We start from the raw sequence: 24,945 nt of genomic DNA on the forward strand, positions 1-24,945 counted from the left end.
AATCCGCCAGAAGCGCGCCTGAGGACGGGGCAGGCGGGCCTCAGCCCGCCGCCAAGAGCGCCGCGGCGGCCGGGGCGAAATAGCTCAGCACCCCGTCGCAACCGGCGCGTTTGAAGCCCAAGAGGCTCTCCATCATCGCCGCATCGCCGTTGATCCAGCCATTGCGCGCGGCCCCCGCGATCATCGCATATTCGCCCGAGACCTGATAGGCATAGGTCGGCACGCCAAAGCTGTCTTTCACCCGGCGGCAAATGTCGAGATAGGGCATCCCCGGCTTGACCATCACCATATCCGCCCCCTCGGCCAGATCGCGCGCCACCAGCCGCAGCGCCTCATCCGAATTGCCGGGGTTCATTTGATAGGTCTTCTTGTCACCCTTCAGCGTGCCGGTCGCGCCCACCGCATCGCGGAAGGGGCCGTAAAAGGCGCTGGCATATTTCGCGGCATAGGAAAGGATGGTGACATCCTGATGCCCATGCGCCTCCAGCGCCGCGCGGATCGCACCGATGCGGCCATCCATCATATCCGAGGGGCCGAGGATATCCGCGCCAGCCTCAGCCTGCGCCAGCGCCATCTTGACCAGCGCCTCCACCGTCTCATCATTCAGAATGCGGTTGCCCGAGACGAAGCCATCATGGCCGTCGATGTTATAGGGGTCGAGCGCGATATCGGTCATGATCGCCACCTCCGGCACCGCCGCTTTCACTGCGCGGATCACCCGGTTGACCAGATTGTCCGCGTCCCAGGCCTCGGCGCAATGCGCGGTGCGGGCGGCGGGATCGGTATAGGGAAAGAGGCAGATCGCCGGGATCTTCAGCTCGGCCGCCAGCTCGGCGGCCTGCACCGCCCCTTGCAGCGTCAGGCGTTTCACCCCGGGCATCGAGGGAATTTCCACATCCGCGCCCGGCACTTCGGTGATGAAGATCGGCCAGATCAGATCCGCGGCGCTCAGCCGGTTCTCCTGCGCCAGATCGCGCAGGGCAGCGCTCGCGCGCAGGCGGCGCAGGCGGGCGGTCGGGAAAGCGGCGGGGGCGTGCGGCTGGAATGGCATCTGGCTCTGGCTCTTGCTCCGGGATGGCAGAGGGGTGCCACGGATCGCCGCCCGGCTCAAGCCTTTCGCGCTGCGACCATCGCGCACGGGGACGGCGAACCCGCGCCCGAGGCGATTGCCAAGACGCTTGGCCCCGCTCGAAATGCAGCGGGCCGCGGCGCAGGGCGTCGTTTGTCGGGTTTTCCTCGCCTGCGGCCTTCGCTACTGTCGGGCATCACTCAGCGGAGCAGCCCGGTGCATCTGACGCAATCCATCCTGCAACTCATCGATCTTCGGTCCTTTTCCAACCTGTGGTACTGGATCGTGCTGGCGGTCGGCTGGTCCTCGATCACCCATTGGGTGCTCGGCGTGCCGCATGATCTGATCATGCGGGCGCGGCGGCGCGGCGGGGAGGCCGCCGAGGATATGGTGGCGCTGTTGCGCATTCACCTGCGGCGGATCCTTTACATCGAGAAAGAGGGCGGGCTGGTGCTGACCGTCTTTGTCAGCTTCCTCTTGACCACGCTGGCGGTGACCGGCTTTTTCTATCACCTCGAATTCAGTCAGGCGCTGTTTTTGCTGCTGTTTCCCTACACGCTCGTCTGGCTGCTCAGCCTGCGCGCAGCGGGGCGGATCGCGGCGCTGATCGGGGCGGGCATCCCCGACCCTGAGGTGCTGACCGCCGCTTTGTTGCGCCACCGTTTGCAGGTGCAGATCCTCGGGATGCTGGCGATCACCGTCACCGCGCTCTGGGGGATGTTGCAAAACCTGACCTATTCCGTGTTGGGCGGCTGAAGCGCGGCGGGCGACAGGGGCCGCAGGGTCTCAGGATGTGGCACTATTCTCACCGGCGCGGGGCTTGACTTCGCCTCAAGGCGGGGTAGGTCGGAGGCATGATGCAGGCGAACCATTTCACCCTATCCGGCGCCCCCGAGGGCTTTGACGCGCGTATCCTGGCCCGGGAATGGGCCAAGGGCACGCCCGTCCTCCATATCGCGCGCGATGACCGGCGGCTGGAGGCGATGCGGGCAGCATTGGCCTTTCTGGCGCCGCAGGCGGTGGTGCTGAGCTTCCCGGCCTGGGATTGCCAACCCTATGACCGCGTTTCGCCCAACCCCGAGGTCTCGGCCAACCGGATGGCGGTGCTGGCGGCGCTGGCAGCGGGGATGCCGGGAAATTTCATCCTGCTGACCACGCTCTCGGCGGCGATGCAGCGGCTGCCCGCGCGCGACCTGCTGCGCGCCTCGTCCTTTGTGGCGAAAGTCGGCGGCCGGATTGATGAAGCTGCCTTGCGCAACTTCCTCGTGCATATGGGTTTTTCGCAAACCTCCACCGTGTCTGAGCCCGGCGATTATGCCATTCGTGGCGGCATCATCGACATTTTCCCGCCGGGGGAATCCGGGCCCGTCCGGCTCGATCTCTTCGGCGATGTGCTGGATGGCGCGCGCCGCTTTGATCCCGTGACCCAGCGCACCACCGAAAAGATGACGGCGGTGGAACTGGCCCCGGTCTCGGAAGTGATCCTCGATGAAGCGTCGATCACCCGCTTCCGGCAGAATTACCGGGTGGAATTCGGCTCGGGCGGCGCCGAAGATCCGCTTTATGAGGCGATTTCGGCGGGCCGCAAACAGGCGGGGATGGAGCATTGGCTGGGCTTTTTTCACGACCGGCTGGAGACGATCTTCGACTATCTGCCGCAGGCCACGGTGACGGTGGACGATCAGGTCGAACCGCAACGGATTGCGCGCTGGGAGTCGATCCTCGATCAATACGACACCCGCGCCGAGGCGATGAAGCGCCGTGACCGGGTGGATTCGGTCTATAAACCCGCCGCGCCGCATCTGCTGTATATGGATGAGGCCGCCTGGAATGCGGCCCTCGCGCCGCACCGCACGCTGCGGCTGGCGGTGCTGCCGCAGGCGACCGGCCCCGGAGTTCTCGACGCCGGAGGCCGCATCGGCCGCAATTTCGCCCCCGAGCGTCAGTTGGAAAACGTCAGCCTCTTCAAGGCGATGGCCGATCATGTGAATGCGCGCCGCCGCGAAGGGCAGGTGATCATCGCCTCCTGGTCCGAGGGCGCGCGCGAGCGTCTGAAGGGCCTGATGGAGGATGAGGGGATCGAGGGCGCCACGCCCATCCGCGACATCCGCGATGTCCCCGAAGGCAAGGGCGGCATCTACCTTGGCATCTGGGCGCTCGATCAGGGCTTTCAGGCCGAAGGGCTGACGGTGATCTCGGAGCAGGATGTGCTGGGCGACCGGCTGATCCGCAGCCCGAAGAAAAAGCGCAAAGCGGATAATTTCCTGACCGAGGCGCAGAGCCTCTCGGCGGGGGATCTGGTGGTCCATGTCGATCACGGCGTCGGCCGCTACAAGGGCCTTGAGACGATCACCGCGCTCGGGGCGCCGCATGATTGCGTCTGGCTGGAATATGCGGGCGGCGACCGTCTCTATCTTCCAGTTGAAAACATTGAACTTCTCAGCCGTTATGGCCATGAAGAGGGGCTTCTCGACAAGCTTGGCGGCGGGGCATGGCAGGCGAAAAAGGCCAAGCTGAAGGAACGCATCCGCCAGATTGCCGAGCGTCTGATGCGGGTCGCTGCCGAGCGTCATCTGCGCGCGGCGCCGATCCTCGAGGCACCGCATCACGAATGGGAGGCCTTCGCCGCGCGTTTCCCCTGGCAGGAGACCGAGGATCAGCTGACCGCGATCGAGGATGTGGTCACCGACCTCGCGGCAGGCAATCCGATGGACCGGCTGGTGGTCGGCGATGTGGGTTTTGGCAAGACCGAAGTGGCGATGCGCGCGGCCTTTGTCGCTGCCGAAGCCGGGATGCAGGTGGCCGTCGTGGCGCCCACCACGCTCCTCGCGCGTCAGCACCACAACAGCTTTGTCGAGCGGTTCCGCGGCACCGCGATCACCGTGCGGCCGCTGTCGCGTTTCGTCTCGACCAAGGATGCCAATGCCACGCGGGAGGGGCTGGCGGATGGGTCGGTCGATATCGTCATCGGCACCCATGCGGTGCTGGCCAAGGGGGTGAAGTTCAAGAACCTCGGCCTGCTTGTGATTGACGAAGAACAACATTTCGGCGTTGGGCATAAAGAGCGGCTGAAGGAAATGCGGGCGGAGATTCACGTCCTCACCCTGACCGCGACGCCGATCCCGCGCACGCTGCAGCTGAGCCTGACCGGGGTGCGCGACCTCTCGATCATCGGCACGCCGCCGGTCGACCGGCTGGCGATCCGCACCTATGTCTCCGAGTTCGACGGGGTCACCGTGCGCGAGGCGCTGTTGCGTGAGCATTACCGCGGCGGCCAGAGCTTCTATGTGGTTCCCCGCATCTCGGATCTGCGCGAGATCGAGGAATTCCTGACCACCCATGTCCCCGAGGTGACCTTTATCACCGCGCATGGGCAGATGGCGGCTGGCGAGCTCGATGACCGGATGAACGCCTTCTACGACGGTAAATATGACGTGCTGCTGGCCACGACCATCGTCGAAAGCGGCCTCGACATTCCCACCGCCAATACGATGATCGTGCATCGGGCGGATATGTTCGGCCTCAGCCAACTCTATCAGATCCGCGGCCGGGTCGGCCGGGCGAAAACCCGTGCCTATTGCTATCTGACCACCAAACCCCGGATGCCGCTGACGCCGCAAGCCACGAAACGGCTGCGGCTTCTGGGCAGCCTCGACAGCCTCGGCGCGGGCTTTACCCTGGCCAGCCAGGACCTTGACCTGCGCGGCGCCGGCAACCTTCTGGGCGAGGAACAATCGGGCCATATCAAGGAGGTGGGGTTCGAGCTCTACCAATCCATGCTGGAAGACACGATTGCCAAGATCAAATCCGGCGAGATCTCCGGCCCCGAAGACAGCGGCCAATGGGCGCCGCAGATCAACCTTGGTGTGCCGGTGATGATCCCGGAGAGTTATATCCCCGATCTCGACATCCGCCTCGGCCTCTACCGCCGCCTCTCCACGCTGACCACCAAGGTCGAGATGGAGGGGTTTGCCGCCGAGCTGATCGACCGTTTCGGTCCGGTCCCGCGCGAGGTGAACACGCTGCTCGTTGTGATGCGGATCAAGGCGATGTGCAAACGCGCCCATATCGCACGGATGGATGCGGGGCCCAAGGGCTGCACCGTGCAGTTCCATCAGGATAAATTCCCCAATCCGGCGGGTCTTGTCGATTACCTGACCGCCGAGCGCGGCATGGCGAAAGTGGTCAACAACAAGATCAGCATCCGCCGCGACTGGACCAATGAGGCCGACAAGATCAAGGGCGCCTTTGCCGTGGCCCGCGATCTGGCGGAAAAGGCCAAAACCACACCCGCCGCGCCAAAACCAGCGACGGCCAAGCCCAGTGACAACCGCCCCGCCTCACGCCCGGCACCCGTCAAGCCCGCCCCCAAACCGCGCCGCTAACGCAGCACAGGACGCCGAAACCGATAAAAACAAAGGGCAGGACCGCACTGGCCCCGCCCTTTGCTTCGTTCAAAATATCCCCGCCGGAGGCTTCCGCACGCAATGCCGGGCGCGCGGATTGCGGTCAAAACTCCTCGGTCTGCCGCATCAGCAGCCAGGCCAGCGCCGAACAGATCAACGCGCCTGAGACCAGCGGTACCGGGGTGCCATTGAACATCAGCCCGATCGGCGCCGCGATCAGCACCGCAAACACCGTGGAAATCGCCGCCACGATCGAGGCCGCCATCCCGGCGATATGGCCCATTTTCTGCAAGGCAAGCGCGTTCAGATTGCCAAAGGTCACCCCGGCCATGAACATCAGGCTGACCGCCCAGATGAAGAACACCGGGAATTTCAGCGCGGGAGACAACGCGTCGCCCAGCGTCAGCGCCAGCATCAGCCCGGCCGAGACCACCTGCATCAGATAGGCCCAGCTGACGATTTTCCGCATGCCCAGCTTCATCACGAATTTCGCGTTCAGCATGGTGCCCACGCCCGAAATCACCGCCATCAGCGCGAACCAGCGCGGGAAACTCTCGCCCCGGCCATAGGTCACGTCAAAGATCTGCTGCGCCGAGGAAATCATCGCGAACATCTGCGCAAAACCCAAGGTCATCACCATGGTGTAGATCACCACTTCCCGGTTGCTCAGCACTTCGCGCGCCGCCGCGACCAGCGTGGCCAGATGCAGCGGCCGGCGATGCGGGCGCTCCAATGTCTCGGGCTGGCGCAGACTGACCCAAAGCAGCCCGCTGAGGCCAAAGACGATAAAGGCCAGAAACACCCCGCGCCATCCCGACAGATGAATGATCAGCTGCCCGATGGACGGGGCCACAGCCGGGACCAGCATGAAGATCATCATCACGAAAGAGGTGACCCGCGCCATTTCGCGCCCCGAATATTGGTCGCGCACCATGGCCAGCCCCACAATCCGCGGCCCCGCGGCGCCCAGGCCCTGAATGAACCGCGCCAGCAGCATCATCTCGAGCGTCGGCGCCATGGCCGCCAGAAGCGCCCCCAGCACATAGAGCGCCACGCCTCCGGCAATCGCCGGTTTGCGGCCAAAGGCATCCGAGAGCGGCCCGGCAAAGAAAGTACCCGCCCCCATGCCAAAGACAAAGGCGGTCAGCACCAGCTGCGCCTTGTTCAGATTGTCCGGGCTCAGCGCCGCGCCAATCTCGGGCAGGGCGGGCAGCATGGCATCAATGGAAAACGACACGGTGGCAAACAGCATCGCCAACATGGCGGTAAATTCAAACAGGCTCGGCTGCTTGCGCAGGGGCGGCGCCGCGGCCGTCACCTCCGAGGTCAAATTCGCGGTCATTGGGATGTTCCCTTCAAGTCGTCAATCACTTGCGTCCAAAGCTGGCTGGGCTGCGCGCCCGAAACCACATGCGTCTCGGCGACGATATAGGTCGGCACGGCGTTGACGCCACGTTCGCGCGCATGCGCATCGCGCGACAGGATCAGGTCACGGTCGGCATCACTGGCCAAAAGCCGGACCACCAGCGCCCGCTCCATGCCCTGTGCCGCTGCAATATCAGTTAGCACGGCGGGTTCCCCAATGTCCTTGCCCTCGCGGAAATAGGCGCGCATCAGCGCCGAGAGCATCCGCGTCTGCTTGCCCTCCAGCCCCGCCCAATAGATCAGGCGGTGCGCGTCAATCGTGTTCGGCGTCCGCTCGATCGCGGGCAGGTTCATCTCGATCCCGGCGGCCTCGGCGGCCTCGACCACCGGGCCATAGGATTTCAGCACGCCCTTGGCACCGCCGAATTTCGCCTCGAGATATTCGATACGGTCCATCCCCTGCGGCGGCATCCCGAGGTTGAGCAGGAACGGATGCCATTCCACCGCAAAGGGATGCTCGGGCCGGGCCTCCAGCGCGCGGTCCAGATGTGCCTTGCCGATATAGCACCAGGGGCAGGTGGGATCTGCGAAAATATCCAGACGGATCATGGGGTCAGTCCTTTGCGGCCAGCGCCACCAGCGCACCGATGCCGACAAAGGCACCGCCGGTGATGCGGTTGAAAATGCGCCCGTGACGGGCAAGCCAGGGCGCCAGACGCGCCGCGGCCAGAATAAGGGTCAGCTCCACCGCCAGTTCAACCACGGCGAGCGTGCCGCCCAGCAGAAGAAATTCATGCGTGAAACCTGCGCCCGGTGTCATAAAGACCGGCAGGAAGGTGGTAAAGAACAATAAGGTCTTCGGGTTCGACAGCATCACCATCAACCCCTGCACGAAACCGCGATGCGCCGCCTGCACCCGCGGGGGTGCCACCGCCTCCGCCCCGGCAAACCCCGGCGCCCGCCACAGGCGCAGCCCCAGCCAGATCAGATAGGCGCCCCCCGCCCATTTCACCGCGCGAAACAGGATCTCGGAGGTGGCCATCACCGCACCGAGACCGGCCAGACAGATGCCCACCATCGCCCACATGCCCAGCACCGAGCCCAAGGCCGTCCAGACCGCCCGCCGCGCCCCCAGACGCGCGCCGTGATCCAGGCAGAGCAGGGCATTTGGCCCCGGCGTCAGCGACAGGGCGAGGGCGGCGAGCACAAAGACCAGCCAAAATTCAAAACTCATGGCAAAAGCCTCCGGACAGGGCCGCCTTGTCAGCCGCCGCCCCGCCACCACCGCCACAAAGAGCGGAACAGTGCACAGGGATCGGCATGGACAGAGCACATCGGTTTTTGCTACGCCTCACGCCGGATCGTTGCAAGCCCGGCGCGCGCGCGCAGGCACGCTCCCGCAGCCCGGCCCGCCGGTGCACAATGCATGAGAGAGAACGGAGCCAGAGAGCCATGGGCGAGATCGAACAGACCAGGATCATCCGGATTGCCCGCGAAAACGGCAGCGAATCCGTGCCCGAGCCGGTGGATCTTGCGGTACGGGTACGCGAATTGCGCAAGGCGCGCGGCTGGACGCTGGAGCAGGCGGCGGTTCAGGCGGGGCTGGCACGCTCAACTTTGTCCAAAATCGAGAATGGCCAGATGTCGCCCACCTATGAGGCGCTGAAAAAACTGGCTGAGGGGCTGGAAATCTCCGTCCCGCAACTCTTCACGCCCCCCTCGCGCGGACAGGTCATGGGGCGGATGACCACCACCAAAAGCGGCGAGGGCCAGGCGCATATCACCACCACCTATGAGCACGAGCTTCTGGCCCACAGTCTCACACGCAAACAGATGCTGCCCTACCGCGCCCGCATCCGCGCCCGCAAGTTTGAGGAATTCGGCGGCTGGGTCCGCCATGACGGCGAGGAATTTCTCTATGTCCTCACCGGCACCGCGCGGCTCTTCACTGAATTCTATGAACCCGTCGATCTGCGGCGCGGCGACAGCGCCTATTACGACGCCAGCATGGGCCACAACCTGATCTCTACCGGCGAAGAAGATGCGCTGGTGCTCTGGGTCACCTCGCTGACCTGACCCGCCGGAAACACACCCCGACCCCGAAACCCGCGCCCCGCAACCTCCGTCCACCGCCGGACCCGCGCTTTCTTCTTGGCGAAAATACCTCGGGGGAGGCGGCGCCAGCCGCCGGGGGCAGCGCCCCCAAAGGCCCGGCCCACCCCAGGCGCAGACAAAACGCGCGCGGCGGCCCCATCCGCCACCTCGCGCGTGATATTCCGTTGAACGTACCGCCGATCAGGCCCGCTCAGGCTGCCCGTTCACTCCGCGTCGTCATCGCCGAATTTGGAATCATCGTCATATTCATCCTCGCCTTCGCCCAGATATTTGGCGGAATTGGCGATGGATTGATTGTCATGCCGGGGGTCCATCACGACATCCGAGGGCAGTTCGCCCGTCAGCCAATCGCGGATGTCTTCGCGGGCTTCAGCGGCTTCCTGCTCTTCCAGCCCTGCGATATAGGCGATGAAAGCGCGCTGATCGCCGTCGATTTCATCGAGTTCGGCCTCATCCGCGGCAGGCCAGCGTTCGGTGATCGCATCGTAGAATGCGGACCAGTTCTCCTGCACATGTTGCCATTTCATCTGAGGCTCCTCCCGGATCTTTGAGCGCGGCCCTCGCGGGCCGTATACAGTCGCGCGCCCGCCCATGCCCGCCTATTCTGCGGCCAAGGCGTTAAATTGCAAATGAAAAACGCGAAGGCTTTGTTGTGGTTCCCGGCAGGCCCGGTTTTCTTCGCGCGCGCCGCCCGGCCCGCAGAGGGGCCGCCGCATCGCAGCGCGAGAACCGGCATTCAGGCGCAATTCTGCCCCAGAGACACCCCGGGGCCGGTAGCGCCCCGGTCCGCCGGGAGCGTGCGGCCTGGCACCCGCCCAGCCCCAACGCGTACAGCCCTAACGCGTACGGCCAGAACACGCCCTGCCAGAACGTGCCCTGCAAGAGCGCGGGCAGCGCTCCGGCGCCTGATGTGGCGCCGCCGCGCCGCGCGCGGTCAGAACCAGCTTTGCACGGTGCGGGCGCCACCCGCGACATCATCGCCCATGCCCGCCACAGTGTTGCAGCCAGCCAGTGCCATCATCATTGCGATCACGATCAGTTTCTTCATTTCTCTGCCTCAAACCACCAGACGTCCGGTTGGAACCCGGGCCAGTCCCCATATAACGGCAGACGGTCGGGATAGTGAAGATCCCGGGCATAGGCCAGCCGCGACACTTTCGAATACCAGATCGGAATCACATAGCGCCCGGCGGTCAGCAACCGGTCCAGCGCCTGCACGGCGGCCTTGTAATCCTCGGGGTTTTCGGCGGTCACGATCTTGGTGATCATCGCATCCACCGCCGGCTGGTTCACCCCCATCACATTTCTGCTATCGGGCGCGCTGACCCCGGCCGAGTTCCAATAGAGGTTCTGCTCATTGCCCGGGCTGAGCGAGAGCGAGCGCAGGATCCAGCTCATGTCAAAGTTATAGGCATTGGTTCGCTGGATGAATTGCGCGTTGTCCACCGTTTCGATGCGCGGGGTGATGCCCAGACGCCGCAGGGCCTCCACATAGATGTCGACCACCTGCTGCGTCTCGCTGGCACCCTGCGCCAAGAGGATTTCGAAATCAAAGGCCTGTCCGGAGGCATTGCGCAAAATCCCCGCCGCATCGGCGGTCCAGCCCGCTTCGGTCAGAAGCTTGATCGCCTTGCGGGTGTTGCCTCGGTTCAGCTCGCTGCCATCCGAGACGGGAAGGTCATAACCCTCCAGCGTGCCGGGGATCAGCTCGGCGGCATAGGGGGCCAGCAGCTCGGCCACCTTGCCCGTCGCCGGGCCATGGTCCATGGCCAGATCGGAGTTCGAGAAATACGAGGTGATCCGCGGCTCGACCCCGTTGTTCAGCGTGGCATTGATGAATTCAAAATTGAAGGCCAGCGTCAGCGCCTCGCGCACGCGCCAATCGGCAAAGATCGGTTTGCGGGTGTTGAACACCAGCCCGGTGATGCCCGAGGGGCGGGAATGCGGGATCTCGGCCTTGAGGACCGCGCCCGAGGTCACGGCGGGAAAGCTGAAGTCCCGTTCCCATTTCGCCGCATTCACCTCGCGCCAGCTGTCCAGCTCGCCCGCCTTGAACGCCTCAAACACCACGCCGCCATCGCCGAAATAATCAAAGCGCACTTCATCAAGATTGTGCAGCCCCTGATTGAACGGCAGATCCTTGCCCCACCAGTTCGGATCGCGCTTGTAGACAACGGTGCGGCCCATATCGACCGTGTCGATCGTATAGGGGCCAGAGCCGATCGGCACCACCGTCGCGGCTTCAGCAAAGTCCTTGCCCTCCCATTGCGCCTTTTCCAGCACCGGGCGCAGCCCCATCAACAGCGGCATCTCGCGGTCCGGCGCATTGAAGGTGATGCGCAGGCTGCGCGCGCCGGTCTGTTCGATCTTGGCCACCTTGCTCCAGGCACCCAGATAGCGCGGCGCGCCGACGCCCACGGTGCCCAGCGTCTCATAGCTCCAGATCACATCCTCAACCGTCACCGGATTGCCATCCGAGAAATGCGCCTCGGGCCGCAGGGTAAACTCGACATAGCTGCGCGCGGCATCGGTCTGGATGCTTTCGGCCAGCAGGCCGTAGAGCGTGAAGGGCTCGTCCAGCGAACGCGCCATCAGCGTCTCGACCGTATAGTTGGTGACGCCGGTCACGGCGCGGCCTTTGCGGATGAAGGGATTGGTCGAATCAAAGCCGCCCGATTCCCCGAAACGGATGCGACCGCCTTTCGGCGCCTCCGGGTTCGCATAGGGCAGATGGGTGAAATCGGCGGGCAGGGCCGGGTCGCCCGCCATCGCAATGCCGTGGCGGGGAGAATCAGCCCCCGCCGCCACAGGCGCAAAGCCACAGCTGAGCGTCACCGCCAACACGGCAAAAGCCCGTGAAAAAGGCGTCATTTGACGGAAAAACTCTGGCGCCTGCATCGCGACAATCCCCATATTTCTTGTGATTTCAGGCGCGAAGCTAGCTTTGCTCAGACGGTCTTGCAAACTTTTAACTGGAAGAGGCTTCGCAAAACGCCTATAAAGATCTCACTGCTCGATAGGTTTCTTGCCTGTATGAAACCTGCCTCATGACTTAGCGCCCGCCTTGTGCGGGCGTTTTTTTTGGTCAAATGCGGATTAACGACAGTTAACGCCCTTGGCCAGCCCGCTGCCAATGGGGCAAAAGTATAGGCTGCACACAAAATCTTGAAGGCAGGAACCCGGTGCTGGCCAAAAGGGTTTCTCGGCGTAATGTCTTTGCAGATGCAGCATAGGAGGGAATCACATGACCCTGGCAGGCAAGACCGCAATCATCACAGGATCGAATTCGGGGATCGGGCTGGGCGTTGCCCGCGAACTGGCCCGCGCCGGTGCGTCGGTTGTGCTGAATTCCTTCACCGACAGCGATGAAGATCACAAACTCGCCGCCGATATGGCTGCCGAATTCGGCGTGCAGGTGCGCTATATTCAGGCCGATATGTCCAAGGGCGATCAATGCCGGGCATTGGTCGAAAAGGCCGGCGGCTGCGACATTCTGGTGAACAATGCGGGCATCCAGCATGTGGCGCCGATCGAGGATTTCCCGGTCGCAAAATGGGATGCGATCATCGCCATCAACCTCAGCTCGGCCTTCCATACCATCGCGGCAGCCCTGCCGGGGATGCGCGAAAAAGGCTGGGGCAGGGTGGTGAACATCGCCTCGGCGCATGGCCTGACGGCGAGCCCGTTCAAATCGGCCTATGTGGCGGCGAAACACGGGATCGTCGGGCTGACGAAAACCGTGGGGCTGGAGACGGCCGAAGTGCCGATCACCTGCAACGCGATCTGCCCGGGCTATGTGCTGACCCCGCTGGTCGAGGCGCAGATCCCCGATCAGATGAAGACCCATAACATGAGCCGCGAGGAAGTGATCAAGGAGGTCATGCTCGACCGGCAGCCCTCGAAGCAATTCGCCACGGTGGAGCAGCTGGGCGGGACGGTGGTGTTCTTGTGCTCGGCGGCGGCCGATCAGATCACCGGCACCACAATCTCGGTGGATGGCGGCTGGACGGCGCTGTGACCCCGAACCGGGAAGGGGGCGCTGCCCCCGTCGCCTGACGGCGACTCCCCCGAGGTATTTTGGCCAAGAAGAAAGGCAAGGGGGAGAGGCGCAGGCTCTGCCCCCCCGGGCTTGCTTCGGTGAAAATATCCTCGGGGGGCGCTTTTTCGCAGAAAAAGCCGGGGGGCAGACGGCCCCCCGACCTTTTTGGGGCGCAGATCCGGTCTGGATCAGGCGGCCTGTTCGCGGCTGGCGTCTTTCAGCCAGTTCAGCACGTTTTCGGGCGACGAGACGCCATAGGGATCTTCGCCGTGGTTGTCGCACAGGCCCGGCTCTTCAAACCAGGCTTCGACCTTGCCATCGTTGATGATGGCGGCATAGCGCCAGGAGCGCAGGCCAAAGCCCAGGTTGTCCTTGCGCACCAGCATGCCGACGCGGCGGGTGAACTCGCCCGAGCCATCCGGGATGACTTTCACGTTTTCAAGGCCTTGCGCCTTGGCCCATTGGTTCATCACAAAGGCGTCGTTGACGCTGAGGCAATAGATGCTGTCGATGCCTTCGGCTTGGAAATCGGCAAAGCCCTTTTCAAAGCCCGGCAGCTGGAAGGTCGAGCAGGTGGGGGTGAAGGCGCCCGGCAGCGCGAAGAGGACCACACGTTTGCCACCGAAATAATCTTCGGTGGTCAGGTCTTCCCAGCGGTAGGGGTTCGGGCCACCGATGCTTTCGTCGCGCACGCGGGTGCGGAAGGTGACCGAGGGGAGTTTCATACCCGGAATCATGATGTACCTCATCGTTTCGGGCCCGGGGAGGGGCAGGTTTCGCCCATGGCTATACCCGAGCAAAGGGGAAGGTCAACGCGCTGCGGTGCAGAAATTTGCGCCTTGAGCCTTGCGCCGGATGCACATCTGGCCTGCGTTGCGTTTTGATGCGCAAACGCCTATCAAGAGGGCGATCTGTGACAAGGAACATGCCGTGCGCGACCTGAAGATTCCGTCCGAACGTCACCCCGAAAAGGCCCGCAAGCCCGATCAGGCGCAGCCGAAAAAGCCCGACTGGATCCGCGTCAAGGCGCCGACCTCGCAGGGCTATAAAGAAACCCGCGACATCATGCGCGAACATAAGCTCGTCACCGTCTGCGAAGAGGCGGGCTGCCCCAATGTCGGCGAATGCTGGAGCCAGGGCCACGCCACGATGATGATCATGGGCGAGGTCTGCACCCGCGCCTGTACCTTCTGCAACATCGCCACCGGCAAGCCGCCCTCGGCTCTGGATGTGTTCGAGCCGGGCCGGGTTGCCGATGCGGTGAAAAAGCTGGGGCTGAAGCATGTGGTGATCACCTCGGTCGACCGCGATGACGTTGACGATGGCGGCGCCGAGCATTTCGCCCAGACCATCCGCGCCGTGCGCAAGCAATCGCCGGGCACGACGATCGAGATTCTGACGCCGGATTTCATCCGCGCCGATGCGTCGGTGCTCGAGGTGGTGGTTCGGGCCAAGCCCGATGTGTTCAACCACAATCTGGAAACCGTGCCGGGAATTTACCCCGAGGTGCGGCCGGGCGCGCGCTATTTCCACTCGCTGCGGCTGTTGCAGCGGGTCAAGGAGATGGACCCGAGCATGTTCACCAAATCCGGCATCATGGTGGGCCTTGGCGAAGACCGGCAGGGCGTGTTGCAGGTGATGGATGACATGCGCGCCGCCGACATCGATTTCCTGACCATCGGCCAATATCTGCAGCCGACGCCAAAGCACCACCGCGTGGATCGTTTTGTGACCCCGGACGAGTTCAAAAGCTATGAGACCGCTGCCTATGGCAAAGGCTTCCTGATGGTCTCGGCGACGCCGCTGACCCGCTCGTCCTATCACGCGGGCGATGATTTCGCGCGGCTGCGCGATGCGCGGATGGCCAAGCTCGCGCAGGGCTGACGCCCTATATCGCTGAAGTTGAAGGGAAACCCCCGGCGCCTGTGGCGACCGGGGGTTTTTCGTCAGCCATCGCCGGGCTGGGTTTCCACGGCGGGCACCTTCTTCAGATAGGCCGCCACCGCCTGCCGGTCGCTCTCGGGCAAGAGCGCGAAATGGTCGATGACATAGACCATCTCACCGCCCGCCGAGTCGAAATCCGGGGTGAAGCCCGAGGTCAGATATTCGGTGATGTCATCTTTGGTCCAGTCGAGGCCGCCCGGCGTGATGTTGGGGATGCGGCCGCGCCCAGAGGGGTTCGGCGCGCCTGCCAGCCAGCGGCTGCGGTCGATCCCGCCCAAAGCATCGCGCGGGCTGTGGCATTCGCCGCAATGGCCCGGCCCCTCGGCCAGATAGCGGCCACGCTCTTCCTCTGCCGTCAGCGGGCCGGTGACCACCCAGTCTGGCTTGAGGTAAAGCAGCTTCCAGCCGCCCAGCAAGGCACGGATGTTGAACGGAAATCCGATCTCATGCGGTTTGCTCGGCGTGGGGTCGGCGGGCAGGGTGGCCAGATAGGCGCGCAGATCCGCCACATCCTGCGGCACCATATGCGTGTAAGAGGCATAGGGCAGCGCCGGGTAGAGATGTTCATCCGCCGGGCCCGTGCCCTTCACCAGCGCATTCGCCAGATCAACGGTGCTCCAGTCGCCGATCCCCTCTGCCGGATCGCTGGAGATATTGGGCACATAGAAAGTGCCAAAGGCCGAGGTAATGCTTTGCCCGCCCGAGAGCACATCGCGCGCCTCCCCCTCGGCCCCCGGCGCCCAATGGCACGAGGCGCAGCCGCCTGCATCATAGACCTCTTTGCCATGCGCCGGATCGGGGGTCAGCGCCGCAAAGGCGGCGGCGTCCACATGCTGCGGCTTGGTGATCACCATGAAGCCCGCGCCGGAGATCAGGACGAGGGCCGCGCCGCTCATCAAAAAATTGCGCATGGAAACTCTCCCAATCCAACTCGGATCAGTCTGACCGAGGGGCGGGCCCCGGGCAAGACCGCAGAGGCCGGAATCACGGCTGGGCGATCAGTTTCACCCCGTGGCGCGGCGGCTTTTCCATCCGCGCCCAATCGGGCCAGAGCCCGGCACGGTCGAGGCCAAAGATCACCAGCCCCAACAGGATGACCGCGAAAACCAGCTTGACCCGTCCGGGGGATGGCGGGTTGCGGGCCCAACGGGCGGCGCGGACAAACCATAGGAAATTCATATATTTGCCTGCCTTTCTTCGCGCAATTTCATCAGCCAGCGGCCCAGAGCCAGCCAAGGATCGGCCGAAAAATGTCCGCGCGCGAGGCCCGAGGGCGACGGCAGCACCCAAAGCTGCGTCGGCCCAAACCCGGGCTGCGGCGCCAGCGGTCCCACAACCTGCCGCTGCCCCAATGCCAGACGGGCGGCGGTCAGCGAGGTGAAGGCAAGCGCGCGCGGCGCATGGGACCGGATGCTCTCGCGCAGGCGGTCCGGGTTGTAGGCCGCGCGGGGAATCTCGCGATCCGCCCCGGCGGCGGTTTTGGCCAGATCGGTCAGACCGATGCGCCAACCCAGAAGCAGGTGATCCTCGTCCGGGCGCAGCAGGCGCGGGGTGATTCCCGCCTCTGCCAGCAGCGGCCAGAAACGGTTGCCGGGACCGGCATAGTAATGCCCGGCGCGGGCCGAGGCCGCCCCCGCCGCCGTGCCGCAAAACACCAGATCAAGGCCGGGGCCAAGCCGGTCGGGCAGTTTATGCGCCCCGGTTTCGGTGTCCGCTTGCGCCATCAGCCCCCCTCAGTCGGTGAACCGCACCTTGCCGATATAGGAGAGGTTGCGGTTGCGTTGCGCGAAGTCGATGCCGTAACCCACGACAAACTCATCGGGAATCTCAAACCCCGTCCAGGTGGCCTGCACCGGCACTTCGCGCCGCGCGGGTTTATCCAGAAGCGCGCAAACCTCCAGCCGCGCCGGTTTGCGGGCCTTCAGCATGCCGACCACATGGCTGAGGGTGAAGCCGGTGTCGACGATATCCTCGACCACCAGCACATCGCGCCCCTCGATGCCCGAGCGCAGATCCTTGAGGATGCGCACCTCCCGGCTGGAGGTGGTGCTGTCGCCGTAGGAGGAGGCTTCGAGGAAATCCACCTCGACCGGCAGGTCGATCTCGCGCACCAGATCTGCGATAAAGACGAAAGAGCCGCGCAGGAGGCCGACGACCACCAGCTTGTCGGTATCTTTGAATTTTGTGGTGATTTCTGCGGCAAGTGCCTCCACCCGGGCGGCAATCGCCTTGGCGGAGATCATCTGATCAATGACATAGGGGCGCTGCGACATCGCTTCCTCTTGATTTCCGGGGGCTTCCCCTTGATTTCCGGGGCAGGCTTATCGAAAAGGGCGCAGCTTGTCACGCCAGACCCACGGGGAACCATGCCAACACATGCCGAAAGCCGGGTAATGCCCTACAGCGCGCAGCAGATGTATGATCTGGTGGCCGATGTGGCGCGCTATCCCGAATTCCTGCCGTGGAATTCCGCCGCCCGCATCCGCTCGCGCCGCCCGCTGCCCGATCAGGGCGCGGGGGCCGAGGTGATGGAGGCGGATCTGGTGATTTCCTTCAAGCTTTTCCGCGAGCGGTTTGGCAGCCGGGTGCGGCTGTTCCCGGAACGCAGCCGGATCGAGACCGATTACCTCGACGGGCCGTTCAAATATCTGAAAAGCTACTGGGAATTTGCCGACCGGCCCGAGGGTGGTGCCGATGTGGCGTTTTTCGTGGATTTCGAATTCAAGAACATCATCCTGCAAAAGGTGATCGGCGTCGTCTTTGATGAGGCGATGCGCCGGATCGTCCGCGCCTTTGAGGACCGTGCCCGCGCGCTGTATGGCGCGGGCTGAGATCTTTCACGAGGCGGTGTCGTAAGCGCGCTCGCCATGCGTGCCAAGGTCAAGGCCGGTGTGCTCCGTCTCGGCATCCACCCGCATCGGCAGCACGAGGTTGATGGCCCGTGCCAGCACCCAGGTGACGGCCAGCGTATAGACCCCCACCAGCGCCAGCGCGCCCAGCTGCGCGACCCAGGCGCCATGCCCCAGCGCCGCCACCATCACCGAGCCAAAGATGCCGCCCACGCCATGCACGGCAAAAACATCAAGCGTATCGTCGATCGCCAGCCGGTGGCGGATCAGATCGACCGCTTCCTGACAAAGCACCCCCGCCACGCCGCCGATGAGGAGCGCCTCCAGCGGCCCGACATAGCCCGCCGCCGGGGTGATCGAGGCGAGACCGGCGATGGAACCGGTGACGAGGCCAATCATCGAGGCGCGGCCGAATTTGATCCGCTCCCAGGCCATCCAGCTCAGCGAGGCGGCGGCGGCCGAAAGATGCGTGACGGTGATCGCCATCGCCGCATGGCCATCTGCCGCGAGTTGCGAGCCGCCGTTGAAGCCGAACCAGCCCACCCAGAGCATGCCCGCGCCAATCGCCGTCAGGCCGGGACTGTGCGGCGGTGTCGTGCGGTTGCGGCGCGCCCCCAGCATCACCGCCAGCAACAGCGCCGCAAGGCCCGCGGTTTCATGCACCACGATGCCGCCCGCGAAATCCCGGGTGCCGGTGGCGCCGAAAATCCCGCCATCCGCCATCAGGCCGCCGCCCCAGATCCAATGCGTCACCGGCGCATAGACCACGAGCATCCAGAGCGCCGAGAACAGCATGACAAAGCCAAAGCTGATCCGCTCGGCATAGGCGCCGACGATCAGCGCCGGGGTGATTATCGCGAAGGTCATCTGGAAGGTGAAGAACAAAACCTCGGGCAGGGTGCCATGCAGGCTGTCAGCGGTGATGCCGCGCAGCCCGGCCTTGGCAAGGCCTCCCCAGAGCGGCCCCGCCTCACCAAAGGCGATGGAATAGCCGACCAGCAGCCAAAGCACCGAGATCAGCGCCGCGATGCCAAAGACCTGCATGAAAACCGAGAGCACATTGCGCGCCCGCACCAGGCCGCCGTAAAACAGCGCCAGCCCCGGCAGCGACATGAAGAGCACCAGCCCCGTCGCCACCATGATCCACGCGGTATCCGCTCCGTTCATCGCAATCCCCCCAAAAGCCCCGGCGCATCCCGCGCCACCGTGGGCCGCTGAGGAACATGCGCGGGGCGATGTTAAAAGAGGCAGATGCCTGCAAGGGCGCCAATATCGCGCGCATTGCGCAAATCGCCCAAAATAAAGGCGCGAAAAAGCGCAATGTGGCGCTTTTGGATGCGTCTTTGTGATGAAAGATGCAGCACCGCGCGACTCTCTCGCCGCGGGGTGCCGGGGGCCGGGGGGCGCTCTCAGGCCTCGCGCAGGGCGATCAGGATCAGCGCCAAAGCGTGATCGCGGGTGGCATGGCGCACCGCATTGCGGCCGAGCGGGCCGAAATCCACCGTCTCCACCCGTGTTGCGCCATTGCGCCGGGCGAGGCCGAAGCAGACCCGCCCCTCGGGCTTGACCTTGGAGCCGCCGGGCCCGGCAATGCCCGTCACCGCCACGGCGATATCCGCCGCCGAATGCTCAAGCGCCCCTTCGGCCATCTCGCGCGCGACCTCTTCGCTGACCGCGCCATATTCGGCCAAAGTGCCGGTGCCGACGCCCAGCATTTCTTGCTTGGCGGCGTTGGAATAGGTGACAAAGCCCCGGTCAAAGGTCTCGGAGCTGCCGGGCAGATCGGTCAGCGCCACGGCGATCAGACCGCCGGAGCAGCTTTCGGCCGCAGCGAGTTTGAATGACTTTTGCCGTGCAAGATCAAGAATTTGTGCTGTAATGCTCACATCAGAAATCCATGTGCAAGGCCGGCCGCCACCATGGTGGCAATCCCGGCGAACAGACCCGCCCAAAGGTCATCCAGCATCACCCCCGCCGCATCGTGCCGTCGGTCGGCGCGGCCCACAAGCCAGGGCTTCCAGATGTCAAAAAGACGGAAGAAGACGAAGGCACCGACCCAGCCCGGATAGGGGAAACGCCAATTGTCGAGGCCCATCATCCAAAAGCCGAAGGAGGGGGCCAGCAGCGCCAGCCATTGCCCCGCCACCTCGTCGATGACGATCTCCGACGGGTCTTCGCCGGGGCGGCTGGCCAATTCGCGCTCGCAGGCCCAAAAGCCCCAGCCGGTCACCGCGACGAAGGCCGCGAAGAGCAGGGGAAAGCTGCCGAGCCCGTGGATGATCAGCCCGAGGCCAATGGCCACCGCTGATCCCCAGGTGCCGGGGGCCGGGCGCAATAGGCCCGCGCCGAAAAAGGTGCTGAGAAGGCGGCTGAAGGTCATGCGGACACCAGGGTTGCTGTGGCGATTGCGGCGATACCCTCTTCGCGGCCGGTGAAACCCAGACGCTCCGAGGTGGTGGCTTTCACCGAGACGCGGCCCGGGTCAACGCCCATGATACGCGCCAATTCGGCGGCCATGGCAAGGGCATGCGGGCCGACTTTCGGCCGCTCGCAAACCAGAGTCACATCAACATTGCTGATTTTATAGCCGCGTTTGGCGGCCAGCTCCGCCGCATGCGCGAGGAAAATCTCCGAGGCGGCACCTTTCCATTGCGGGTCCGAGGGCGGGAAATGGCGGCCAATATCGCCCTCGGCCAGCGCGCCATAAAGCGCGTCGGTCAGCGCATGCATGCCGACATCGGCGTCGGAATGGCCCAAGAGCCCTTTGTCATGCGGCACTTTCACCCCGCAGAGCATCACATGATCGCCCGCGCAAAAGGCATGCACATCATAGCCATTGCCGCATCTTACATCCATGTCGGTCCTCAACATATTGGCTGCACGTTGAAAATCGGCAGCATAGGTAATTTTCAGATTGGCCTCGTCGCCGGGCACGATGGTCACCGGATGGCCCGCTGCGCGCACCACCGCCACATCATCCGCCGCATCCCCGGGATGCGCACGGTGGGCGGCGAGGATGGTGGCGAAATCAAACCCCTGCGGCGTCTGCGCCCGGTAGAGGCCGCTGCGGTCCTCGGTGCCGGTCACCCGGTCATCCACCCCCCGCCAGAGCGCATCGGTGACCGGCACTGCCGGGGCGGCGGCTTTGGCCGTGTCCAGCGCCGCCAACACCGCGCCGATCAGCGCGGGCGCGACGAGGGGCCTTGCACCATCATGGATCAGAACCTTGGTAATTCCTGCGCCCTCAAGCACTTCCAGCGCGTTCTTGACGCTCTGCGCCCGGGTGTCGCCGCCCGCCACCAGCGTGACGCCGCCGCCGAGCAAACGGCGTCCTTGCGCGAAATCATCCGGATGCAGCACCACCAGCACCCGGTCCAGATGCGCGAATGCCGCAACCGTATGCGCCAGCACCGGCTGGCCCGCCAGATCCGCCCATTGTTTGGGGACGGCACCGCCCGCGCGGCGCCCGCGTCCGGCAGCAACGATGATCGCGGCAATACTCATGCGGCTTGGCCCTTCCTGATCGCTGGCGAAAGGCTTAGGACAAGCGGCGAAAAGGCGCAATGCGCGCTTTTGTCAGGCATAACGCCTAATATTTGGGCGATGGCAATTTTTCCGCGCGATGCGGTGGCCGCGATGGTTGTGATTCCACGCAGGCAGGTCTACCCCTCGTTCCAACGCACAAGGATTAAGCAAGTGACCATCGAACTGGCACAGATCACGTTGGACCCGCCGGTATTTCTGGCGCCGATGGCGGGCATCACCGATTTGCCGTTCCGCCGGATGGTGGCGCGGTTTGGCGCGGGGCTGGTGGTGTCGGAAATGGTGGCCTCGGGCGAGATGCTGACGGCGAAACCCTCGGTCCGGGCCAAGGCGCGCGCCGATCTCGGGCTGGACATGGCGGCCTCGGTGCAATTGGCGGGGCGCGAGGCGCAGCCGATGGCAGAGGCCGCGCGCATCGTGGCCGATATGGGCGCCCGCATCATCGACATCAACATGGGCTGCCCGGCGAAGAAGGTCACGGGCGGCCTCTCCGGCTCGGCGCTGATGCGCGATCCTGACCATGCATTGCGGCTGATTGAGGCGGTGACCGGCGCGGTGGATGTGCCGGTGACGCTGAAGATGCGGCTGGGCTGGGATACCGATTGTCTGAACGCACCCGATCTCGCGGCGCGGGCCGAGGGGGCGGGCGTGCAGATGGTGGTGGTGCATGGCCGCACCCGGATGCAGTTTTACAAAGGCAATGCCGATTGGGCCGCCATCCGCGCGGTGAAGCAAGCGGTGCGCATTCCCGTCGTCGCCAATGGCGATGTGGTGAATGCCGAAACCGCGGCCGAGGCGCGGGCGCTCTCGGGGGCGGATGGCGTCATGCTAGGCCGGGGGGCGCAGGGCGCGCCCTGGCGGCTGGCCGAGATTGCCCATGCGCTGCACGGCACGCCGGCACCGGTGATCCCGACCGGCGCCGCGCTCGCCGATCTGATCGCCGAGCATTATGAGTTGATGCTGGAGTTTTACGGCGCCGAGATCGGCCTGCGCCTCGCGCGCAAACATCTGGGGTGGTACGCCGATGAAGCGGGCGCGCCGCTGCGGGCCGAGATGATGGTGGCCGACCGCCCCGAGGCCGTGCGCGCCCTGATCCGCGCCGCCTTCCGCGATGCCGGAAAGGAAGCCGCATGAACCTGCCAGCCCCCGGCATCATCTGGTCCAGCCTGCCGATCCCCGCACTGTTGATCGACCGCAGCGACCGGGTGATCGAGATCAATCCCGCGTCGGAAACCTTCCTCAACATTTCGGCCAAGGCGCTGAAGGGCAATTCGCTCTATGACCGGGTGGCGATTGATGCGCCGCTGGAAGAGATTTTCGCCCGCGTCCGCGCCAACCGCTCGGCTTTGTTCATGAATGATGTGGACATCGGCACCGGCGAAAAGGCCCCGGTGCAGTGCAACATCTCGGTGGCGCCGCTGGGCGAGGATCCGGACACGATTTTGATGCTGATTTCCCCGCGCGAACTGGCCGAGCGGCTGGGCCGGGCGCAACAGGTGAAATCGGCGGCGCGTTCGGCGATTGGTATGGCCGAGATGCTGGCGCATGAGATCAAGAACCCGCTGGCGGGCATCTCGGGCGCGGCGCAGCTCTTGAGCATGGGCTTGCAGGGCGAAGATCTGGAGCTGACAGATCTGATCGTGGCCGAGACGCGACGGATCGTGAAACTTCTTGAACAGGTTGAGCAATTCGGGAATGTCCGCCCGCCCGAACTCCGGGCCGTCAATATCCATGACGTGCTGGACCGGGCGCGGAAATCGGCGCTGGTGGGCTTTGCCGCCCATATGCAGATCGTCGAGGATTACGACCCCTCGCTGCCCTCGACTTTGGGCGATGCCGATCAGCTGACGCAGGTGTTCCTCAACCTCCTGAAGAATGCCGCCGAGGCGACCAAGGGCGCCAAGGGCACGATCCGCATCCATTCCTTCTATGACCTCTCGCTGCGGCTGCGGCGCAAGGATGGCACCGGCTCGGCGCTGCCCCTGCAGGTCGAGATCATCGACGACGGCCCCGGCATTCCGCCCGCCATCGCCACCGAGCTCTTTGAGCCCTTCGTCTCGGGCCGCGAAAACGGCACCGGCCTCGGTCTGGCGCTGGTGTCCAAGATCATCTCGGACCATGGCGGATGGGTTTCGGTGGATTCCGTTCCCGGCCGCACGGTCTTTCGAATTTCCCTACCTGTTGCCCCGAAGAACCTGGAGATTAGCTGATGGACGGCACGATCCTTGTCGCCGATGACGACCGCACGATCCGTACCGTGCTCACCCAGGCGCTGACCCGCGCAGGCTGCAAAGTGCATGCCACCTCCTCGCTGATGACGCTGATGCGTTGGGTCGAGGAGGGGAAGGGCGATCTGGTCATCTCGGATGTGATGATGCCCGATGGCAACGGGCTGGAGGCGCTGCCCCGCATCGCCAAGGAGCGGCCGGGCCTGCCCGTGATCGTGATTTCGGCGCAAAACACCATCATGACGGCGATTCAGGCCGCCGAGGCCGAGGCCTATGACTACCTCCCCAAACCCTTTGACCTGCCCGATCTGATGAAACGCGCCGCCCGCGCACTGGATCAAAAACGCCGCGCGATCCCCGCGAAAGCGGTTGAGCCGCGCGAGGCGGGCGGCGATCTGCCGCTGGTGGGGCGCACGCCCGCCATGCAATCGCTCTACCGGCTGGTGGCGCGGGTGATGAACACCGATCTGCCGGTGCTGATCACCGGCGAGAGCGGCACCGGCAAATCGCTGATCGCGCGGGCGATCCATGATTTCTCGGACCGGCGCACCCTGCCTTTCGTGGTGGCGCAGGCGGCCGATCTGCAGGGCGCCGATGGCCCCTCGGCGATGATGGCGCGCGCGCGCGGCGGCAGCCTCGTCTTTGACGAAGTCGGCGATTTTGACGATGAAGCGCAGGCGCGCATCGTGCGCATGCTCGACGCTTTGCCCGACCCGGCGCCGCGGATCATGGCGACCAGCCAGGTTGACCTGATGGCGCAGATGGAGGCCGGGCGCTTCCGGCAGGATCTGTTCTACCGTCTGGGCGGCGTCACCCTCGGCGTGCCCTCGCTGCGTGAACGGGTCGAGGACATTCCGCTCTTGGCCGACCACTTCCTGGGCCGCGCCGAGCGCGAGGGGGCAGGGACACGGCGTCTGTCGGCCGAGGCGCTGACGCTGATCCGCGCCTACAGCTGGCCGGGCAACGTGCGCCAGCTTGAGAACACCATCCGGCGGCTGGTGGTGACCAGCCCGGAGGAAGAGATCATGCGCCCCGAGGTCGAGGCGGTCCTCGGCAACCAACCCGCGATCGAGCCTTTGCGCTCGGGCGGCGAGGGCGAAAAACTCTCGGCCTCGGTCATGCGGCATCTGCGGCGCTACTTCGATCTGCACGGCAGCAATCTGCCTGCCCCCGGCCTCTATGACCGGATTTTGCGCGAAGTTGAGGCGCCTCTGATCGAAATCGCCTTGGAGGCCACCGCTGGCAACCAAGCAAAATGTGCCGATCTTTTGGGGATCAACCGCAATACTTTGCGTAAGAAGATCACCGAGCTGGATATTCAGGTGACACGGCGCCGCAAACTGATGTAAAACCGCCACAGGTGGGGTGGCAGTTCGGTCATAGGCCG

The 24,945-nt window shown here is 64.6% G+C and carries 25 protein-coding genes; 9 read left to right on the forward strand and 16 right to left on the reverse strand.

Annotated features, from left to right (window positions below; translation table 11 throughout):
* Positions 1 to 40: 40 nt before the first annotated feature.
* A complete protein-coding gene (hemB, locus tag ACEN2S_RS18370; protein ID WP_441868808.1) occupies positions 41 to 1,051 on the reverse strand; it encodes a porphobilinogen synthase in 1,011 nt (336 codons plus the stop codon).
* A 234-nt stretch (positions 1,052 to 1,285) separates the two neighbouring features.
* On the opposite strand from hemB, the gene ACEN2S_RS18375 reads away from it, so the two are divergent.
* A complete protein-coding gene (locus ACEN2S_RS18375) occupies positions 1,286 to 1,825 on the forward strand; it encodes a component of SufBCD complex (RefSeq protein WP_441868811.1) in 540 nt (179 codons plus the stop codon).
* Between the two features lie 98 nt (positions 1,826 to 1,923).
* Entirely contained in the window at positions 1,924 to 5,454 is a 3,531-nt protein-coding gene (gene mfd, locus ACEN2S_RS18380; protein WP_441868814.1) for a transcription-repair coupling factor, read from the forward strand.
* Between the two features lie 124 nt (positions 5,455 to 5,578).
* On the opposite strand, the gene ACEN2S_RS18385 is transcribed toward mfd, so the two are convergent.
* The 3 genes from ACEN2S_RS18385 to ACEN2S_RS18395 are packed head-to-tail and all read right to left on the reverse strand — an operon-like array spanning position 5,579 to position 8,074.
* Positions 5,579 to 6,817, reverse strand: coding sequence for a multidrug effflux MFS transporter (locus tag ACEN2S_RS18385; RefSeq protein ID WP_441868817.1), 1,239 nt, complete (start codon positions 6,815 to 6,817; stop codon positions 5,579 to 5,581).
* The gene (locus tag ACEN2S_RS18390) at positions 6,814 to 7,449 is read right to left on the reverse strand and encodes a DsbA family oxidoreductase (protein WP_441868820.1); all 636 of its coding nucleotides are present in this window, start codon (positions 7,447 to 7,449) and stop codon (positions 6,814 to 6,816) included. The genes ACEN2S_RS18385 and ACEN2S_RS18390 overlap by 4 nt, the downstream gene beginning before the upstream one ends.
* 4 nt (positions 7,450 to 7,453) lie before the next feature.
* Positions 7,454 to 8,074, reverse strand: a complete 621-nt coding sequence (locus ACEN2S_RS18395) for a LysE family translocator (RefSeq protein ID WP_441868823.1) — start codon at positions 8,072 to 8,074, stop codon at positions 7,454 to 7,456.
* Positions 8,075 to 8,292: 218 nt separating this feature from the next.
* Here ACEN2S_RS18395 and ACEN2S_RS18400 point away from each other — a divergent pair, with 218 nt between their 5' ends.
* Positions 8,293 to 8,916 carry a helix-turn-helix domain-containing protein gene (locus ACEN2S_RS18400; protein WP_441868826.1) on the forward strand — a complete coding sequence of 208 codons (624 nt, stop codon included), beginning with the start codon at positions 8,293 to 8,295 and terminating at the stop codon, positions 8,914 to 8,916.
* 242 nt (positions 8,917 to 9,158) lie between these two features.
* Here ACEN2S_RS18400 and ACEN2S_RS18405 read toward each other — a convergent pair whose 3' ends face one another.
* The 3 genes from ACEN2S_RS18405 to ACEN2S_RS18415 form a co-directional block, all read right to left on the reverse strand.
* A complete protein-coding gene (locus tag ACEN2S_RS18405) occupies positions 9,159 to 9,482 on the reverse strand; it encodes a hypothetical protein (protein ID WP_441868829.1) in 324 nt (107 codons plus the stop codon).
* 407 nt (positions 9,483 to 9,889) lie between these two features.
* On the reverse strand, positions 9,890 to 10,003 hold the full coding sequence (locus tag ACEN2S_RS18410; RefSeq protein ID WP_441868831.1) for an entericidin EcnA/B family protein: 114 nt from the start codon (positions 10,001 to 10,003) through the stop codon (positions 9,890 to 9,892).
* The gene (locus ACEN2S_RS18415; RefSeq protein WP_441868834.1) at positions 10,000 to 11,826 is read right to left on the reverse strand and encodes an extracellular solute-binding protein; all 1,827 of its coding nucleotides are present in this window, start codon (positions 11,824 to 11,826) and stop codon (positions 10,000 to 10,002) included. Before ACEN2S_RS18415 ends, ACEN2S_RS18410 begins: the two co-directional genes overlap by 4 nt.
* A 373-nt stretch (positions 11,827 to 12,199) precedes the next feature.
* Here ACEN2S_RS18415 and ACEN2S_RS18420 point away from each other — a divergent pair, with 373 nt between their 5' ends.
* Positions 12,200 to 12,973 carry a 3-hydroxybutyrate dehydrogenase gene (locus tag ACEN2S_RS18420; RefSeq protein WP_441868837.1) on the forward strand — a complete coding sequence of 258 codons (774 nt, stop codon included), beginning with the start codon at positions 12,200 to 12,202 and terminating at the stop codon, positions 12,971 to 12,973.
* 209 nt (positions 12,974 to 13,182) lie between these two features.
* Here the strand turns inward: ACEN2S_RS18420 and ACEN2S_RS18425 are convergent, their stop codons facing one another.
* Complete coding sequence (locus tag ACEN2S_RS18425; RefSeq protein WP_441868840.1) at positions 13,183 to 13,731, reverse strand: peroxiredoxin; 549 nt, start codon at positions 13,729 to 13,731, stop codon at positions 13,183 to 13,185.
* A gap of 193 nt (positions 13,732 to 13,924) precedes the next feature.
* Here ACEN2S_RS18425 and lipA point away from each other — a divergent pair, with 193 nt between their 5' ends.
* The gene (gene lipA, locus ACEN2S_RS18430) at positions 13,925 to 14,878 is read left to right on the forward strand and encodes a lipoyl synthase (RefSeq protein WP_441868843.1); all 954 of its coding nucleotides are present in this window, start codon (positions 13,925 to 13,927) and stop codon (positions 14,876 to 14,878) included.
* Positions 14,879 to 14,940: 62 nt separating this feature from the next.
* Here lipA and ACEN2S_RS18435 read toward each other — a convergent pair whose 3' ends face one another.
* The 4 genes from ACEN2S_RS18435 to hpt form a co-directional block, all read right to left on the reverse strand.
* Entirely contained in the window at positions 14,941 to 15,849 is a 909-nt protein-coding gene (locus ACEN2S_RS18435; RefSeq protein ID WP_441868846.1) for a c-type cytochrome, read from the reverse strand.
* A 73-nt stretch (positions 15,850 to 15,922) separates the two neighbouring features.
* Complete coding sequence (locus ACEN2S_RS18440; RefSeq protein WP_441868849.1) at positions 15,923 to 16,117, reverse strand: hypothetical protein; 195 nt, start codon at positions 16,115 to 16,117, stop codon at positions 15,923 to 15,925.
* Positions 16,114 to 16,662: a mismatch-specific DNA-glycosylase gene (locus tag ACEN2S_RS18445; protein WP_441868852.1), complete on the reverse strand. Its 549-nt coding sequence runs from the start codon at positions 16,660 to 16,662 to the stop codon at positions 16,114 to 16,116. Before ACEN2S_RS18445 ends, ACEN2S_RS18440 begins: the two co-directional genes overlap by 4 nt.
* 9 nt (positions 16,663 to 16,671) lie before the next feature.
* Positions 16,672 to 17,211: a hypoxanthine phosphoribosyltransferase gene (gene hpt / locus ACEN2S_RS18450; RefSeq protein WP_441868855.1), complete on the reverse strand. Its 540-nt coding sequence runs from the start codon at positions 17,209 to 17,211 to the stop codon at positions 16,672 to 16,674.
* A 93-nt stretch (positions 17,212 to 17,304) separates the two neighbouring features.
* Between hpt and ACEN2S_RS18455 the strand changes: the two genes are divergently transcribed.
* The gene (locus ACEN2S_RS18455) at positions 17,305 to 17,769 is read left to right on the forward strand and encodes a type II toxin-antitoxin system RatA family toxin (protein WP_441868858.1); all 465 of its coding nucleotides are present in this window, start codon (positions 17,305 to 17,307) and stop codon (positions 17,767 to 17,769) included.
* Positions 17,770 to 17,775: 6 nt separating this feature from the next.
* On the opposite strand, the gene ACEN2S_RS18460 is transcribed toward ACEN2S_RS18455, so the two are convergent.
* From ACEN2S_RS18460 to ACEN2S_RS18475, 4 genes are all read right to left on the reverse strand, one after another.
* The gene (locus ACEN2S_RS18460; protein ID WP_441868861.1) at positions 17,776 to 18,954 is read right to left on the reverse strand and encodes an ammonium transporter; all 1,179 of its coding nucleotides are present in this window, start codon (positions 18,952 to 18,954) and stop codon (positions 17,776 to 17,778) included.
* 242 nt (positions 18,955 to 19,196) lie between these two features.
* Positions 19,197 to 19,673, reverse strand: a complete 477-nt coding sequence (locus ACEN2S_RS18465; protein ID WP_441868864.1) for a CinA family protein — start codon at positions 19,671 to 19,673, stop codon at positions 19,197 to 19,199.
* A complete protein-coding gene (locus tag ACEN2S_RS18470; RefSeq protein WP_441868867.1) occupies positions 19,670 to 20,167 on the reverse strand; it encodes a phosphatidylglycerophosphatase A family protein in 498 nt (165 codons plus the stop codon). The genes ACEN2S_RS18465 and ACEN2S_RS18470 overlap by 4 nt, the downstream gene beginning before the upstream one ends.
* On the reverse strand, positions 20,164 to 21,291 hold the full coding sequence (locus ACEN2S_RS18475; protein ID WP_441868870.1) for a bifunctional 2-C-methyl-D-erythritol 4-phosphate cytidylyltransferase/2-C-methyl-D-erythritol 2,4-cyclodiphosphate synthase: 1,128 nt from the start codon (positions 21,289 to 21,291) through the stop codon (positions 20,164 to 20,166). The genes ACEN2S_RS18470 and ACEN2S_RS18475 overlap by 4 nt, the downstream gene beginning before the upstream one ends.
* 192 nt (positions 21,292 to 21,483) lie before the next feature.
* Between ACEN2S_RS18475 and dusB the strand changes: the two genes are divergently transcribed.
* From dusB to ACEN2S_RS18490, 3 genes are read left to right on the forward strand one after another with little or no spacing between them, the layout of a single operon-like run.
* The gene (dusB, locus tag ACEN2S_RS18480; protein WP_441868873.1) at positions 21,484 to 22,464 is read left to right on the forward strand and encodes a tRNA dihydrouridine synthase DusB; all 981 of its coding nucleotides are present in this window, start codon (positions 21,484 to 21,486) and stop codon (positions 22,462 to 22,464) included.
* A complete protein-coding gene (locus ACEN2S_RS18485; protein WP_441868876.1) occupies positions 22,461 to 23,540 on the forward strand; it encodes a two-component system sensor histidine kinase NtrB in 1,080 nt (359 codons plus the stop codon). The genes dusB and ACEN2S_RS18485 overlap by 4 nt, the downstream gene beginning before the upstream one ends.
* Entirely contained in the window at positions 23,540 to 24,907 is a 1,368-nt protein-coding gene (locus tag ACEN2S_RS18490; protein ID WP_441868879.1) for a response regulator, read from the forward strand. Before ACEN2S_RS18485 ends, ACEN2S_RS18490 begins: the two co-directional genes overlap by 1 nt.
* The last annotated feature ends 38 nt before the right edge of the window (positions 24,908 to 24,945 follow it).

It is taken from the genome of Phaeovulum sp. W22_SRMD_FR3 (assembly GCF_052113705.1).
Taxonomy (GTDB): Bacteria; Pseudomonadota; Alphaproteobacteria; order Rhodobacterales; family Rhodobacteraceae; genus JBGQOG01.

Bases quoted from the DNA above. Each gene is read 5' to 3' on its own strand.
- hemB (WP_441868808.1), bottom strand. From the start codon at position 1,051: ATGCCATTCCAGCCGCACGCCCCCGCCGCTTTCCCGACCGCCCGCCTG.
- mfd (WP_441868814.1), top strand. From the start codon at position 1,924: ATGATGCAGGCGAACCATTTCACCCTATCCGGCGCCCCCGAGGGCTTT.
- ACEN2S_RS18385 (WP_441868817.1), bottom strand. From the start codon at position 6,817: ATGACCGCGAATTTGACCTCGGAGGTGACGGCCGCGGCGCCGCCCCTG.
- ACEN2S_RS18390 (WP_441868820.1), bottom strand. From the start codon at position 7,449: ATGATCCGTCTGGATATTTTCGCAGATCCCACCTGCCCCTGGTGCTAT.
- ACEN2S_RS18395 (WP_441868823.1), bottom strand. From the start codon at position 8,074: ATGAGTTTTGAATTTTGGCTGGTCTTTGTGCTCGCCGCCCTCGCCCTG.
- ACEN2S_RS18400 (WP_441868826.1), top strand. From the start codon at position 8,293: ATGGGCGAGATCGAACAGACCAGGATCATCCGGATTGCCCGCGAAAAC.
- ACEN2S_RS18405 (WP_441868829.1), bottom strand. From the start codon at position 9,482: ATGAAATGGCAACATGTGCAGGAGAACTGGTCCGCATTCTACGATGCG.
- ACEN2S_RS18410 (WP_441868831.1), bottom strand. From the start codon at position 10,003: ATGAAGAAACTGATCGTGATCGCAATGATGATGGCACTGGCTGGCTGC.
- ACEN2S_RS18415 (WP_441868834.1), bottom strand. From the start codon at position 11,826: ATGACGCCTTTTTCACGGGCTTTTGCCGTGTTGGCGGTGACGCTCAGC.
- ACEN2S_RS18420 (WP_441868837.1), top strand. From the start codon at position 12,200: ATGACCCTGGCAGGCAAGACCGCAATCATCACAGGATCGAATTCGGGG.
- ACEN2S_RS18425 (WP_441868840.1), bottom strand. From the start codon at position 13,731: ATGATTCCGGGTATGAAACTCCCCTCGGTCACCTTCCGCACCCGCGTG.
- ACEN2S_RS18435 (WP_441868846.1), bottom strand. From the start codon at position 15,849: ATGCGCAATTTTTTGATGAGCGGCGCGGCCCTCGTCCTGATCTCCGGC.
- ACEN2S_RS18440 (WP_441868849.1), bottom strand. From the start codon at position 16,117: ATGAATTTCCTATGGTTTGTCCGCGCCGCCCGTTGGGCCCGCAACCCG.
- ACEN2S_RS18445 (WP_441868852.1), bottom strand. From the start codon at position 16,662: ATGGCGCAAGCGGACACCGAAACCGGGGCGCATAAACTGCCCGACCGG.
- hpt (WP_441868855.1), bottom strand. From the start codon at position 17,211: ATGTCGCAGCGCCCCTATGTCATTGATCAGATGATCTCCGCCAAGGCG.
- ACEN2S_RS18455 (WP_441868858.1), top strand. From the start codon at position 17,305: ATGCCAACACATGCCGAAAGCCGGGTAATGCCCTACAGCGCGCAGCAG.
- ACEN2S_RS18460 (WP_441868861.1), bottom strand. From the start codon at position 18,954: ATGAACGGAGCGGATACCGCGTGGATCATGGTGGCGACGGGGCTGGTG.
- ACEN2S_RS18470 (WP_441868867.1), bottom strand. From the start codon at position 20,167: ATGACCTTCAGCCGCCTTCTCAGCACCTTTTTCGGCGCGGGCCTATTG.
- ACEN2S_RS18475 (WP_441868870.1), bottom strand. From the start codon at position 21,291: ATGAGTATTGCCGCGATCATCGTTGCTGCCGGACGCGGGCGCCGCGCG.
- ACEN2S_RS18485 (WP_441868876.1), top strand. From the start codon at position 22,461: ATGAACCTGCCAGCCCCCGGCATCATCTGGTCCAGCCTGCCGATCCCC.
- ACEN2S_RS18490 (WP_441868879.1), top strand. From the start codon at position 23,540: ATGGACGGCACGATCCTTGTCGCCGATGACGACCGCACGATCCGTACC.